The 13863-nt window shown below is 66.3% G+C and carries 16 protein-coding genes; 9 read left to right on the plus strand and 7 right to left on the minus strand.

The window, feature by feature from the left end; translation table 11 throughout:
* Positions 1-35: 35 nt before the first annotated feature.
* Both BDW16_RS17930 and BDW16_RS17935 read left to right on the plus strand, forming a co-directional pair.
* Positions 36-455, plus strand: coding sequence for a MerR family transcriptional regulator (locus BDW16_RS17930; RefSeq protein WP_066575014.1), 420 nt, complete (start codon positions 36-38; stop codon positions 453-455).
* Between the two features lie 16 nt (positions 456-471).
* Positions 472-2277: an acyl-CoA dehydrogenase C-terminal domain-containing protein gene (locus BDW16_RS17935; protein ID WP_066574713.1), complete on the plus strand. Its 1806-nt coding sequence runs from the start codon at positions 472-474 to the stop codon at positions 2275-2277.
* Between the two features lie 15 nt (positions 2278-2292).
* Here the strand turns inward: BDW16_RS17935 and BDW16_RS17940 are convergent, their stop codons facing one another.
* Positions 2293-2742, minus strand: a complete 450-nt coding sequence (locus BDW16_RS17940) for a DoxX family protein (protein WP_066574710.1) — start codon at positions 2740-2742, stop codon at positions 2293-2295.
* A gap of 44 nt (positions 2743-2786) precedes the next feature.
* Complete coding sequence (locus BDW16_RS17945; protein ID WP_066574707.1) at positions 2787-3068, minus strand: BufA1 family periplasmic bufferin-type metallophore; 282 nt, start codon at positions 3066-3068, stop codon at positions 2787-2789.
* Positions 3069-3277: 209 nt separating this feature from the next.
* On the opposite strand from BDW16_RS17945, the gene BDW16_RS17950 reads away from it, so the two are divergent.
* From BDW16_RS17950 to BDW16_RS17980, 7 genes are all read left to right on the plus strand, one after another.
* Positions 3278-3814, plus strand: coding sequence for a sigma-70 family RNA polymerase sigma factor (locus BDW16_RS17950; RefSeq protein ID WP_066574704.1), 537 nt, complete (start codon positions 3278-3280; stop codon positions 3812-3814).
* Positions 3814-4455, plus strand: a complete 642-nt coding sequence (locus BDW16_RS17955; RefSeq protein ID WP_066575012.1) for a DUF1109 domain-containing protein — start codon at positions 3814-3816, stop codon at positions 4453-4455. Before BDW16_RS17950 ends, BDW16_RS17955 begins: the two co-directional genes overlap by 1 nt.
* An 85-nt stretch (positions 4456-4540) precedes the next feature.
* Positions 4541-4810 (plus strand): BufA2 family periplasmic bufferin-type metallophore, encoded by a 270-nt coding sequence (gene bufA2, locus BDW16_RS17960; protein WP_066574703.1) that lies wholly within the window; start codon positions 4541-4543, stop codon positions 4808-4810.
* A gap of 53 nt (positions 4811-4863) precedes the next feature.
* Complete coding sequence (bufB, locus tag BDW16_RS17965) at positions 4864-5694, plus strand: MNIO family bufferin maturase (RefSeq protein WP_066574702.1); 831 nt, start codon at positions 4864-4866, stop codon at positions 5692-5694.
* Positions 5691-6446, plus strand: coding sequence for an HvfC/BufC N-terminal domain-containing protein (locus BDW16_RS17970; protein ID WP_066574699.1), 756 nt, complete (start codon positions 5691-5693; stop codon positions 6444-6446). The genes bufB and BDW16_RS17970 overlap by 4 nt, the downstream gene beginning before the upstream one ends.
* Positions 6447-6489: 43 nt before the next feature.
* Complete coding sequence (locus BDW16_RS17975) at positions 6490-6972, plus strand: PH domain-containing protein (protein WP_066574697.1); 483 nt, start codon at positions 6490-6492, stop codon at positions 6970-6972.
* Between the two features lie 8 nt (positions 6973-6980).
* Entirely contained in the window at positions 6981-8435 is a 1455-nt protein-coding gene (locus BDW16_RS17980) for a PH domain-containing protein (protein WP_125958810.1), read from the plus strand.
* Here BDW16_RS17980 and BDW16_RS17985 read toward each other — a convergent pair.
* From BDW16_RS17985 to BDW16_RS18005, 5 genes are all read right to left on the minus strand, one after another.
* The gene (locus BDW16_RS17985; protein WP_241230486.1) at positions 8432-9775 is read right to left on the minus strand and encodes a cell wall hydrolase; all 1344 of its coding nucleotides are present in this window, start codon (positions 9773-9775) and stop codon (positions 8432-8434) included. The genes BDW16_RS17980 and BDW16_RS17985 overlap by 4 nt on opposite strands.
* A gap of 117 nt (positions 9776-9892) precedes the next feature.
* Entirely contained in the window at positions 9893-10813 is a 921-nt protein-coding gene (gene cysK, locus BDW16_RS17990) for a cysteine synthase A (RefSeq protein ID WP_066574691.1), read from the minus strand.
* On the minus strand, positions 10810-12135 hold the full coding sequence (locus BDW16_RS17995) for an MFS transporter (RefSeq protein ID WP_066574689.1): 1326 nt from the start codon (positions 12133-12135) through the stop codon (positions 10810-10812). Before BDW16_RS17995 ends, cysK begins: the two co-directional genes overlap by 4 nt.
* Before the next feature lie 119 nt (positions 12136-12254).
* The gene (locus BDW16_RS18000; protein ID WP_066575007.1) at positions 12255-12746 is read right to left on the minus strand and encodes a pyridoxamine 5'-phosphate oxidase family protein; all 492 of its coding nucleotides are present in this window, start codon (positions 12744-12746) and stop codon (positions 12255-12257) included.
* Between the two features lie 79 nt (positions 12747-12825).
* Entirely contained in the window at positions 12826-13713 is an 888-nt protein-coding gene (locus tag BDW16_RS18005) for a hypothetical protein (RefSeq protein WP_066574688.1), read from the minus strand.
* Positions 13714-13863 lie beyond the last annotated feature (150 nt).

The raw sequence follows: 13863 nt of genomic DNA on the forward strand, positions 1-13863 counted from the left end.
TAAGGCTGGCGTAGATCGGCTTCATGGCAACGACCATGAAGCATGTCGCCAGCTTCGCTCCGACCGAAGCCCGGCCTGACAAGGAGAGCTTCTCGATCTCGGACCTGTGCGCCGAGTTCGAGGTGACGGCGCGAGCATTGCGCTTCTACGAGGATGAGGGGCTGATCGGGCCCGAGCGACGCGGCCTTGCCCGCATCTACTCGCACCGCGATCGCGCGCGACTCGCCTGGATCCTGCGCGGCAAGCGCGTCGGCTTCAGCCTCGCCGAGATCCGCGAGATGATCGACCTCTACGACGTCGGCGACGGCCGCAAGACCCAGCATCAGGTGACGCTCGACAAGTGCCGCGCGCGCATCGAGCTTCTCGAGCGCCAGAAGGTCGATATCGACGCGCACATCGCCGAACTCGAAGATTTCGTCGCGGTCCTCGAAGGCCGCGCACAACCCGCGAAATAAGAACAGGAACAGAGAGATGCCGCAATATACGCCCCCCGTGCGCGATACCCGTTTCGTGCTCGATCACGTCCTGAAGATCGATCGCTACGCCAACCTTCCCGGTTTCGCCGCCGCGACCCCCGATGTGGTCAGCGCGGTGCTGGAAGAGGGCGGCAAGTTCGTCGCTGAGGTGCTGTTCCCGATCAACCTTTCGGGCGACCAGCAGGGCTGCAAGCGCAACCCCGACGGAAGCGTCACCACGCCGGACGGGTTCAAGGAAGCCTATGCCCAGTTCGTCGAGAGCGGCTGGGGCACGCTCTCCGCGCCCGTGGAATTCGGCGGGCAGGGCATGCCGCACGTCGTCTCGACCGCGTTTCAGGAGTTCATGATCAGCTCGAACATGGCCTTCGCCATGTATCCGGGCCTCACCCATGGCGCGATCGCGTCGCTGCTGGTCAAGGGTAGCCCCGAACAGCAGGCCAAATACGTCCCCAAGATGATCTCGGGCGAATGGGGCGGCACGATGAACCTGACCGAGCCGCAGTGCGGCACCGATCTCGGCCTCATCAAGACCCGTGCCGAGCCGAACGCCGATGGCAGCTGGTCGATCACCGGCACCAAGATCTTCATCTCGGCCGGCGAACATGACCTGACGAGCAACATCATTCACCTCGTACTGGCCAAGACACCCGGCGCTCCGGAGAGCAGCAAGGGTATTTCGCTGTTCGTGGTGCCCAAGTTCATCGTGAACGACGACGGCTCGCTAGGCGATCGCAACGCCGTGTCGTGCGGCTCGATCGAGCACAAGATGGGCATCCACGGCAACTCGACCTGCGTCATGAACTATGACGGCGCCACGGGCTGGCTGGTCGGTGAGGAAATGAAGGGCCTCGCCGCAATGTTCATCATGATGAACGCCGCGCGTCTCGGCGTCGGGCTTCAGGGCCTGGGCATCGGCGAGGTCGCCTATCAGAACGCCGTCCAATATGCCGGCGACCGGCGCCAGGGCCGCGCGCTCACCGGCGCGCAGGACCCGGAGGAGAAGGCCGATACGCTGTTCGTTCATCCCGACGTCCGCCGCATGCTGATGGAAGCCAAGGCGATGACCGAGGGGCTGCGCGCGCTGTGCCTGTGGGGTGGCCTCCAGGTCGATCTCGCTCATCTCGCCGCGACCGAGGAAGAACGGCAGCTCGCCGACGACCTTGTTGGCCTGCTTACCCCGGTGATCAAGGGCGTCGGCACCGATGCCGGCTACAAGATCGCGACCGACGCGCAGCAAGTCTATGGCGGCCATGGCTACATCGCCGAATGGGGCATGGAGCAATATGTCCGCGATGCCCGTATCGCGATGATCTATGAAGGCACCAACGGCGTGCAGGCGATGGATCTGGTCGGCCGCAAGCTTGCCCAGAATGGCGGTCGCGCGATCCAGACCTTCTTCAAGGTGGTCGGTGAGGAAATCGCCGCCGCCAAGGGCAAGCCCGAACTCGCAAGCTTCGCCGAAGCATTGGAAAAGGCGAATGGCCAGCTTCAGGCCGCGACCATGTGGTTCATGGCCAACGGGATGCAGAACCCCAATCAGGTCGGCGCCGGTGCCTACAGCTACATGCAGCTCACCGGCATCGTCGCCATTGGCCTGATGTGGCTGCGCATGGCCGACGCCGCGGTCACCGCGCTCGCCTCGGGCGAAGCGGAGGACAAGGCGTTCCTCGAAGCCAAGCTCGTCACCGCGCGTTTCTATGCCGAGCGGATCATGCCTGACGCCGGCGCGCTGCGGCGGAAGATCGAGGGCGGTTCGGAGACCATCATGGCGCTCCCGCCCGAGATGTTCCGCGCGGCGTAATCGCCTGTAGCGCCGTCAGCCCGAAACGGGCTGACGGCGGGCAAACAGCGCATCGATACTGAGTGTTCCGCCGCCGCGTGCGACCAGCGGCAACAGGATCGCGGCCCAGCTCAGATGCGTCGGCCAGGCGTCGGGATAGACGAAGATCTGGATCGTCGCCGTCATGACGAGCAACGCCAGCGCTGATATCCGCGTGCCCAGCCCCAGTACCAGCAGTACCGGGAACAGATGCTCGGACCAGGTCGCCGCGACCGCGGCGACATTCGGCGGGATCAGTGGCAGCGCATATTCGCTCTCGAATAGCGCATAAGTGGAGTCGGTTAGGGTCAGCAGACCCTCGACCTTGGTCCGGCCCGACAGGAAGAAGACCGCGGCAATGCCCAGCCGCGCAATCAGCAGCAACAGGGCGTCGGGCAACAGCACCGATGCGAGCCGCGCGAAGCGGCGATAGAGCGAGATCATCATCGTCTCCGGCTGGCCCGGCCGGTGGTGTCCGGCCGGGCGCGGGTTCAGGCCTTGGGGGTCAGCGAACCCTTGCCCTTGGGGGTCTGGATCGTGGTGCAAGTGCCGGCCTTGACCAGCTTCCAGGCATTGCCCTGATAATCGACCTTGGACGTGCCGGCGCAGCTGGTGCCGGGGCCCGCCGCACAGTCGTTCTTGCCCGCCAGTGAAACGCCATAGCATTTCTCCATCTTGGGCTTGGTCTGGGCCGATGCCGTCCCGGTAAGGGCTGCGCCGCCAAGGGTGGCGAGGGCGAGGCCGGCGGCCAGCGTGGCATGAGTCGAACGCATTCATTGTCCTTTCGATCGGGAACCTCCGGTGCGCGGCCCGGTACAGGGGCGCCGGGCCGCGCGGTGATCCGGGGAGGAGGCGGGGTGCCCGGGTCACATGACCAGGTTCGCGCGCACTCCTGTCGCGGTTACAAATGCTTTGGGAAATTTCGCTGCGAACGGGTGTAACCTTCTCCCCGGCTACGCCGAACTCCGGTCGAGGAGCATGCATGCGGGCGAACGAAGACGCGTTGCGCGAGCTGATGGTCGCGGGGCTTGGGGGTGACGCCACGGCGCACGCGGCGCTGCTCGGCGTGCTCGTCCCGCTGCTGCGGGGCTTCTACCGGCGCCGCGCCAGCGGCTCGGACGACGATATCGAGGATCTGGTGCAGGAAACGCTGATTGCGGTGCATGTGCGCCGCGCAACCTATGACCCATGCCGCGCCTTCACCGCGTGGCTGTTCGCGATCGCGCGCTACAAGATGATCGACCATTTCCGCCGCAACCGCCGCCTCCGCCCGATCGAGGGACTGGAAGAAGTGCTGGTCGCCGAGGATTTCGAAAGCGTCACGGCAGCTCGGATCGATATCGATGACTTGCTCGATAGCCTGCCCGCCAAACAGGCGGGGCTGATCCGCGCGACCCGCATCGACGGGTTCAGCGTTGCGGAGGCCGCGACGGCGGGCGGGTTCGGCGAGTCCGACGTCAAGGTCTCGGTGCATCGCGGGTTGAAGGCGCTCGCGGCGCGGATACAGGGGAGGGCATGATGGATACGGGCGATCTCATCCGCCGCCTCTCGGGCGACGTGCCTCCGGTCCGCCGAAATGCGGTCGGCCGCCGGCTGGCGGTCGGCCTGCTGCTCGGTGCGCTGGTGTCGGCGGTCTGCGCGCTGCTGTTGCTCGGGATTCGTCCCGATCTGATGCTGGCGATGCGCGGGATCAGCTTCTGGATGAAATGGGGCTACACCATTTCGTTGACGGTCATCGCGTTCGTCCTCGCCGTTCAGCTCGCTCGCCCGGACAGCAACATGCTCCGCTGGCGCTGGCTGCTCGTCGTCCCGGTGGTGCCGCTGGCCGTGATGGGCGCGATGGAAATGAGCCGGGTCCCGACCAGCCACTGGCTCCACATGCTGCTCGGGCATAGTTGGGCGAGCTGCCCATGGCATGTCCTCCTGCTCGCCATCCCGATCTTTGTCGGTCTGCTCTGGTCGTTCCGCCGGCTGGCGCCCACCCGGCTCCGCGCGGCGGGGGCGGCGGCGGGGCTGGCTGCGGGGGCGTTCTCGGCGACCATCTACTGTCTCCACTGCCCCGAAGTGTCGGCGGTGTTCGTGCTCACCTGGTATTCGCTCGGCATCCTGCTCGCTTCGGCGCTCGGCGCGCTGGTCGGACCGCGCCTGCTGCGCTGGTAAATTCCGCCCCGGTTGTAACCGCCGGGGCGGCGGCGCCGAATTGGGGGAAGCCAATCCGGCTCTATCCAATTCTGGAGACATTCCCATGATTATCCTTCGCACCGGCGCCAGCGTTGCCGCTTCTGCCGCCGTCGTCGCGCTTGCCGCCATGCCCTCGGTCGCCGTGGCCAAGGAAAAGGCGGGCGCTGCCAAGACCGTCCATTGCTACGGCATCAACACCTGCAAGGGCACCTCGGACTGCAAGACAGCGAGCAACGAATGCCGCGGCCAGAACAGCTGCAAGGGCCAGGGCTTCAAGTCGCTGACGGTCAAGGCGTGCAAGGCCGCCGGCGGCAGCCTTACCGAGACCAACTGATCCCGCGCCGGCCCGGTGAATGCCTGCCGGGCCGGCCAGTTCAGGAAACCAAGATGCCGCTCTCCCGCCATGCCTTCGGCCTCGGCCTGCGCAAGCCGCATTATGCCGAGTTCCTCGATCACCGTGTCGCCGTCGATTTCGTCGAGGTGATTTCCGAGAATTTCATGGTCGATGGTGGGCAGCCACGTCGGATATTGCGCGACGTCCGCTCGCGCTACCCGGTGGCGTTGCACGGCGTTTCGATGTCGATCGGTTCGGCCGACGGGCTCGATCCGGCCTATCTCGCCCGGCTTCGCGCGCTGGTGGATGAGATCGACCCGCTGTTCGTCTCCGATCATCTGAGCTGGTCCCGGATCGATGGGTTCAACTCGCACGACTTGCTCCCGCTCCCCTATACGGTTGAAGCGCTCGATCTGGTTTGCGCCAATATCAGCCGGGCGCAGGATGCCCTGGGGCGCTCGATGCTGATCGAGAACCCATCGAGCTATCTCGACATCGCCCCTGCCGACATGACCGAATGGGAGTTTCTCGCGGCGATGTGCGTGCGTACCGGCTGCGAATTGCTGCTCGACGTGAACAATGTCTTCGTCAGCGCCATCAACCATGGCTTCGACCCGATCGCCTATCTCGACGGCGTGCCGCATGATCGGGTTCGCCAGATTCACCTCGCCGGCCACAGCCAGGGCGGCGAATTGCTGATCGACACTCATGACCAGCCGGTCCCTGTCGCGGTTTGGGACCTCTACGCGCACGTCCTGCCGCGTCTCGGCCCGGTCGCGACGATGATCGAGCGTGACGATGCGATCCCGCCGCTGCACGAACTGCTCGCCGAACTGGGCGCCGCCCGCCGGATCGCGGCGGACGGGGCGCGGGCGGCGGCATGAGCCTGCTCGATCTTCAGCGCGACATGCGCAGCTGGCTGACGCGGGAGGATGAGGCAATCGCAACCCGCCTCGGCTCCGGCTCCGGCTCGGGGCCTGGCCTTCGTGCCTATCTCAACAACTACCGTGCCCAGCTTGTCGCCTGCCTTGAGGACAGCTTCGCCCGCACCCGCGACTGGATCGGCGGCGAGGCGTTCGAAGCGGCGGTGATCGCGCATATCGCGCGCGTCCCGCCGAGCAGCTGGACGCTCGACGCCTATCCCCGCGATTTCCCCGCGACGCTGGCGATCCTCTATCCCGGCGATCCCGACGTCGCTGAGCTGGCTTGGCTCGACATGGCGCTTGGGGAGGCTTTCGTCGGACCCGACAGCCAGACCCTGGACGACGATCTTACCGGGATCGACTGGGATCGCGCCGTGCTGCGTTTTACGCCCACGATCGATCTCGCCGAACTGACCACCAACGCCACCGCGATCTGGTCGGCGCTCGCCGATGGCGTCATTCCGCCGGGTGTCGAGATGCTGCCCGAAGCCGGTGCCATGATCGTCTGGCGCCATGCCGGGGTTTCGTGTTTCCGCGCGATCGATATGCGGGAGCGGCAGGCGTTGCTCCTGGCGTGTCAGGGGGTGTCCTTCGCAGCACTCTGCGCCGCGATGGTCGATGCCTATGGCAACGATGATGGCATCGCACTGGCCGGACAGATGCTCGGCCAGTGGCTCGGCGAGGGGCTGATCGTCGGCATCGAAACCCGCTGATCTCCTCTTGAGCCTGATCGCGCCTCAGGCATAACCGGCGGCGATGCTACTCCCCGATATTCCGCTCCAGCCGCTCGAACGCGGTCAGCTCAACGTGATGCGCCTGACCGGCGTCATCGGCTTTGTCGTCGCGACGATTGCGGTGGCGATTCCGAGCTGGGCACTCTCGCATAGCTGGGAGTGGCTGCCGGTCTGGGCCGCACCGCTGGCAGTTGCGCTGGCTGGCGTCTGGTCGACCCTGCTTGCGCGCCGACGCTGGGCGCGCTGGGGCTGGGCGTGGACGGGCAGGGAGCTTCACGTCGCTTCGGGCTGGCTGATTCAGTCCCACACCATTGTCCCTGCCGCGCGCGTCCAGCATATCGATGTGACGCAGGGGCCGGTTCAGCGGATGTTCGGCGTGGCGACCCTGGTGCTCCATACGGCGGGCACGGCAAACAGCGAGGTCGATCTTCCCGGCATCTCGCGCGAGACCGCCGAGGAGATCCGCGACGCGATCCGCGAGCATCTGTCGAGCGATCCCTGGTGAGCGAAGGCGTGAGCGACAACGAGCCCAAACGCGTCCATCCGGGCACCATCGCGATCGATTTCCTGCGCCGCGCGCCCCAGACGGTGATCGGCCTCCCTGCGATTGCCGGATATACGTCGGGACGCAGCATCGGCTGGATCCTGCTTGCCGCATCGGTACTGGGCGCGGTGATGCTGGCGATCACCTGGGTCGGCTGGCGGCGTTTCACCTATACTGTCGCCGAGCATGAGCTGGTGATCGAACGCGGGCTGCTCAACCGCAGCCGCCGATCGATCCCGCTTGCACGGATCCAGGACGTGTCGATCGAGCGCAAGCCGCTCGCGCGCCTGTTCGGTCTTGCCGAAGTGAAGGTGGAAACCGGCGGCGGCGAAAAGGACGAGGCGGTGCTCGACAGCGTCTCGCTCGCCGAGGCGGAGCGGTTGCGCGCAGCGCTGCGCGGGCATCATGCGCCCACGGTGCCGCTTGAATCGGGCGACATCGGCGTGGCGGCTGCGGATGCCGCCGCGCTTCCGGTCATCTTCCGCATGTCCCTCCCACGGGTCCTCTTGCTCGGTATCTTCAGCTTTTCGCTGGTCTGGATCGCGGCGTTGTTCGGTATGCTGCAGTTCTTCGATCAGTTCATCGATTTCGGCATCGATCGCGCGCGCGACTGGGCCGAGGTCGCGAAGGATGAGGTGCAGGCACGTTTCAGCATCGCCGCTGCGCTGGCGGTCGCCGGGGTCGCGCTCGTTCTGGGCGTGGTCAGCGGAGTCGTTCGCACAACCTTGCGTGATTACGGCTTCACGCTGCGCGCAGGGGGCGGGCGTTTCCGTCGCACGCGCGGGCTTCTGACCCGCAGCGAGGTGGTGGTGGCGATGCGCCGCATCCAGCTCGCCATGGTCCAGCGCGGTCCGCTGCGTGGCGCTCTCGGCTGGAACGCGCTCAGTTTCCAGACGCTCGGCGGGAGCAACGATCCCAGCGGGCGGCAGACGATGGCGCCGCTGGCGCGCGAGCATGAAGTCGCATGGATCGTCGAGACGGCAGGCCTGCCGCATTTCGAGCGGCTTCCGCTCCGTCCGGTTGCAGCCGGGCACGTCATCCGTTGTGTGCTGATGGCGCTCCCCTGGCCGCTGCTCATGCTTGGGGCTGCGCTGGCGGTGACTCCGTTTGCCTGGCTAGGCAGCTTGCTGCTGATCCCGATCGCCGGGGCGGCGCTGCTCCAGCGCCGTTTCCATCGCTATGCGCTGCGCGATACCAGCCTGCAGGTGATGCGCGGGGTCATCGCCCAGCGCGACTGGATCGTCCCGTTCGAGAACGTGCAGACGGTCACGCTCCGTGCCGGCCTGGTCCAGCGCTGGCTCGGCGTCGCGAGCGTGCTGGTCGATACCGCAGGCGCTGGCGGTGGCGGCGCGCCCGATGTCGTCGACCTCAATCGCGCCGATGCGCGGACACTGGCAACCGGGCTGGTCGAACGGATCGGCTAGCGCGCGGGCGCCGGCTGGGCTGCGGGCACGGTCACGACCGGTGGTACGACGGCATCGCTCTTGCGGCGGATGCCAGTCAAACCGTCGGGCGCGGCGGCGCGTTTGGGATCGCTCTCGGTCAGGGGCGTGGGCACTGCTGCGGGCTGCATCGGCATGCGGCGCATGCACTGGACCGGGCTCGGCCGCTTGAATTCGTTGCAGTTCCACAACGCCTTGCCGAAGCCTTGCGATTGATCGCGCAGATAGCTGAACGACATCGCCTCGATCTGCCCGGGATTCGGCGCAGCGCCGGCCGACGGCACCTTGCTGCGGTCGGTCCAGCCGAGGAATTTGCAGAAGGGCCGCTCGCCGCACGTGCGGATCGCGAGTGCGGCGAAGGCGTCCGCGCCCATGCTGGTGTCCAAAGCGGCGTGGAAGACGTTGCTGGCTTCCCCCGTCACCGGCTGGGGAATCGCGGATTCGGGGATCGTGGCGGGATCGACCGCAACGCCTTCCACGGCGAGTCCTGCGAGCGCCGCCGGGCCGGTCCCGCTGGCGTGGAAGGGAGAGAGCCGCGCCAGCTTGGCGATCACGGGTTCGGCACCGGCATAGGAATGGCGAAAGGCGGGCGGAGTGCCCCACCATCCGGTCCAGCGGAAGAACAGGTGCGTATTCACCTCCGCAACCTTGTCCAGGCTAGAGCTCCAATATGGCACGACCCAATCGGTGTGGTAATGGGTCGAGTGGCCCACTTTTGTATAGACATATCCAGCCAATGCCTGCCGCGCGATGTCGCGCGCACGGCTCCACGCTGCCGCGGATGGTGTGCGGCCCATGGCGCCGTCGCAGGTGAAAGTGAACTGACAGCCGGTATTTCGTTCCTGCCCCTGGAACACCACGCCGCACACGCTCTTGGGGAAGGCGGGGTGGCGCATGCGATTGATCACCACCTGGGCCACCGCACGCTGCCCGACGGCATCGTCGCCGGCCTCGTACCAGGTCGCGGCGGCAAGGCAGTCGACCGCGCGCGCCTGATCGTCTGCGGCACCGGTGAGGAAGAAGGGGCGCGCTGCGGGGTTGGGCGCCCTGGAGAAGGGGATGGTCGCATTGAAACGCCGCGCTTCATCCATGGGAAGCTCGGCGAGGCGGACCGGCTCGACCGAGGGGAGCTCTGCCTTGGGCACGACGCGCTTGGGCTTGCGGATTTCCGCCAGGGTCACCGCATCGGCCGGTGGCACCGGGGGCGCATTGAGGACGATCAGCAGCGGCGCCAGGATCGCCGCTAGGGCGGTGAGGGCGAGCGCAACCCAAAGGCCGGGCGAGATACGCGCAGAGTCGGTGGAGGAAAGAGGGTCGATCACGGGCGTGCGCTATCCTTTTTCCGGCGAAGGCCGCCGCCCATAACGCACGCGTGACGAAGTTGGAACCATCGAGGGGCATCCGGAGCGGCGGCGCGTGCCTCCGCTCCGGTACCGCGATCAGCTTTCGGGCAGGAAATCGGGAACGCTGAGGTAGCGCTCGCCGGTGTCGTAATTGAAGCCGAGCACCCGCGATCCGGCGGGCAGGTCGGGCAGCTTCTTGGCAATGGCCGCCAGGGTCGCGCCCGAGCTGATGCCGACCAGCAGCCCTTCCTCACGCGCAGCGCGGCGGGCATAGTCCTTGGCATTGCCGGCATCGACCTGGATCGCGCCGTCGATGGCGTCGGTGTGCAGGTTCTTGGGCACGAAGCCCGCGCCGATGCCCTGGATCGGGTGCGGACCGGGTTGGCCGCCCGAGATCACCGGCGAAAGCTCGGGTTCCACCGCGTAGACCTTGAGGTTCGGCCAGCTCTTCTTGAGCGTCTCGGCAACGCCGGTAATATGGCCGCCGGTGCCGACGCCGGTGATGATTACGTCGACCGGCGCGTCGGCGAAGTCATTGAGGATCTCCTGCGCGGTGGTCTTCACATGGACGTCCACGTTCGCCGGGTTCTCAAACTGCTGCGGCATCCAGGCGCCCGGGGTCGATTCGACGATCTCCACCGCGCGCTCGATCGCGCCCTTCATGCCCTTCTCACGCGGGGTGAGGTCGAAGGTCGCGCCATAGGCCAGCATCAGGCGACGGCGCTCGATGCTCATGCTCTCGGGCATGACGAGGATGAGCTTGTAGCCCTTGACCGCGGCGACCATCGCGAGACCGACACCGGTATTGCCGCTGGTCGGCTCGACGATCGTCCCGCCGGGCTTCAGGCTGCCATCGGCTTCCGCCGCTTCGACCATCGACAGTGCGATGCGGTCCTTGATCGATCCGCCGGGATTGGAGCGTTCGGACTTCACCCACACTTCGGCGCCGGGGAACAGGCGCTGGATGCGGATGTGCGGCGTATTGCCGATCGTCTCGAGGATGGTGTTGGCCTTCACGTTTTCGTCTCCTCAGGAATAGGCTCCGCAAGGTGTACCGGCGGGTCGAAGGTTCGCGCACGCCGCAACTCTGGGAAGATACGCGCCCAATAGGCAGTTACCAAGATGGCGAGGAAGCCGCCGCCCACGGTCGCGACCACCGGGCCGATGGCTGCGGCGAGAAAGCCCGAGCGCGCCTCGCCCAGCTCATTTGAGCTCGACACGAACAGGGTAGAGACGGATCCGACCCGGCCGCGCATCGCGTCCGGCGTGTAGAGCTGGATTAGCGAAGAGCGGACATAGACCGAGATCATGTCGAATGCACCCAGCGCCGCCAGCGCGACGAGCGAAACGATCACCGCCGGGGCGAAATCGCTCCCGATCATCGAAGGTCCCCACCAGTTGCGCATCAGCGGCCCGGCCCACCCGAACACGACGGTTGCCGCGCCGAATCCGATCACCGACCACAGCATCTTAACCCCGACATTGGTCTTGAGCGGCCGCCAGGAGAGGACGAGGCCGACTGCCACCGCACCCAACGCAGGCGCAGCGCGCAGATGGCCGAGGCCATCAGCGCCGATCATCAGGATATCGCGGGCATAGATGGGCAGCATTGCGGTTGCGCCGCCGAGCAGGACCGCGAACATGTCGAGCGAGATCGCGCCGAGCACCAGCCGGTTCTGGCGGACATAATGGAGCCCGTCGAGCATCTGGCGGAGCGGGCTGCCGGTGCGCGCGATCTGGCTGCGCGGCACCGGGGTCACGAGGAACATCATCGTCAGCGAGATCAGGAACAGGCCGCCCGAAACCGCATAGGGCAGGGCAGGGGCGGCGGCGTAGAGATAGCCGCCCATTGCCGGGCCTGCGATCGATCCGACCTGCCAGGCGAGCGCACTCAGCGCGATCGCAGTGGGCAACGACGCGGCGGGGAGGAGATTGGGCGCCAGCGCCTGTTGCGCGGGCGCGAGGAAAGCGCGCGCGACGCCGAGCAATGCGGCGACGCCGAACAGCGCGGGGAGGGTGACGGTGCCGCTCCAGGTCAGCCAGCCGAGGCTGAGCGCGCAGAATACCTCGAGTCCGATCGCCGCGCGGATGATCCAGCGCCGGTCGAGCCGGTCGGCGACCCAGCCGGTGAACAAGGTGAGGACGAGCAGCGGCAGGAACTGGGCGAGGCCGACAAGACCAAGCTGGAGGGCAGCCTGCTTGATCCCCATCGTCTCGCGCGCAAGGTCATAGACCTGCCAGCCGATCACCACGACCATCGACAGGCCCGCCAGCGTCGAGGCGAGGCGCGAGATCCAGTAGACGCGGTAGTTGCGGATGGCGAAGGGATGAGCGGCCATGGAGAGTGTCGGGCGATCCTGTCGGGCCGCGGCCGGGGAACGGGCGGCGTCAGGCGCCTGTAGGCCGCCGGTGCCCGCCCGCGCAATGAGGGATTCGTTGCGCGGGCGAAGTCATGGGTTCAGCTCAACGAAACTTCCGCGACCTTGTCGCGATATTCCTGCTTCGGGTCGGCACCGAGCAGGAGCTTCACGCCAGCAAGCAGGCTGTTCTCATTGAGCCAGATCTGCGCGCGCTCAGTATCCAGCCGGACAAGCTGGAGGTTGGGATCTTCCTTGCCGCCTTCGAACCAGGCGGCGACGAAGGGATTCCACAACCGGTCGATCGTCGCACGATCATGATCGAGGACAAGATTGCCGTGGATCGTCGCCCAGAGGTCGTGCCCTTTGGATGCGAAATGTGCCATCGCGCGATGACCTTCGCGCATTGCTCGGACGAGACCATTGTCCTTTGTAGTGAAGAACCAGATCGGGCCGCCAGCGGCGTCTTCGTCGCGCAGCGCTGTCATCGGCTGGGCGTGACCGTCGTCGATACCGTCAAGACCGAGAAACAGGGTCCTGTCGCTGTCGAGCGCTTTCCAGAATTTATCTTGGAGTTCCTGTTGGTTGGCCATCATGCATCTCCTGAGAAGTAGATGCAGTCCGAACGGCCGGAGCACTGGCCAGGTTCCGGCGTTTCGTCTGGAAGCGGTTTCAGCCGAGCGCCGGAAGCGCGGGCCGTGCGCCGATATAGGCGTGTGCCGGCTGGTCGAGCGGAAAGCCCACTTGACCCAGGCGGCCGAGCAATTGGCGCGCACGATTGGTGAGCGCAAGCCTTGCGTCGATCGCGGCGGGTGCGGTGACCAGATCGGGTGCGATCACCAGCCCCTCCGGCACGCGGCGCAGCTTTCCGGACGCGACCAGCCCTTCGATATTACGTGAGACCGTCGCGTAGGGGAGGCCCAGGATGCGCGCGACCGTGCTCGGTTTGACCGGCGCCAAGTAGGGGCCGGCGGCATGTGCGAAGCGGCGATTGGCCCATTCGATCGCGAAGATCAGCGCAAGGCGCGTCCAGTTCTCGCGCCGGTGATGATGGCATTCGATCGTCGCGAGCAACAGGTCGAAGGCGATTCCGATCCCCGCGCGCGGGTCATAAACGCGGTCCGGCCGCGGTTCGGGCAGCATCAGATTGGCGGCGCGCACATCCTCCACCAATCGGACGAGCAGATCGTGGCAGCCGTCGGCCATCAGCGCGACCCGGGGGTCGCAGATCACCTGCAGGGGAACGGACAGGCCCGTTTCGCCGCGGACCAGCAGGCCATCGTCGATCAGCTGGTTCGCCTGCCTGCGGATCGTCTCGAAAGGGCGGGCGAGCGAAGCGGCGAGCGCATTGACGCTGACCGGATAGGATCGCCCGGGCCCATAGTCGAATGGCCCGCAGGCCCGCGCTGCAGCGGCGAAGATCAGTACGCGATTGGGGGCTCCGAGCGCTCCGATACCGGCGGATATTGCGGATGCCGCGAACTCGGCCAGCAGCCCCTCGAACAACGGTCCTTGCAGCGGGGCCGCAGCCTGATGCTGTTGAGCCGGCTCAAACGCCATCACTGGGCGCCTCTCCAGCAATGAAATCGCAACGCACCAACGCTTTGAAATCCCCCAATTCGGGAGAAGTGAAGGCGGAATTCAGGACATGCGCAACGGATCAACTACTCATTTTGCGCGATTGAACGGGAAGTCATGTCATTTTGAGTA

The organism is Sphingomonas koreensis (assembly GCF_002797435.1).
In the GTDB taxonomy this organism is placed as follows: Bacteria; Pseudomonadota; Alphaproteobacteria; order Sphingomonadales; family Sphingomonadaceae; genus Sphingomonas; species Sphingomonas koreensis.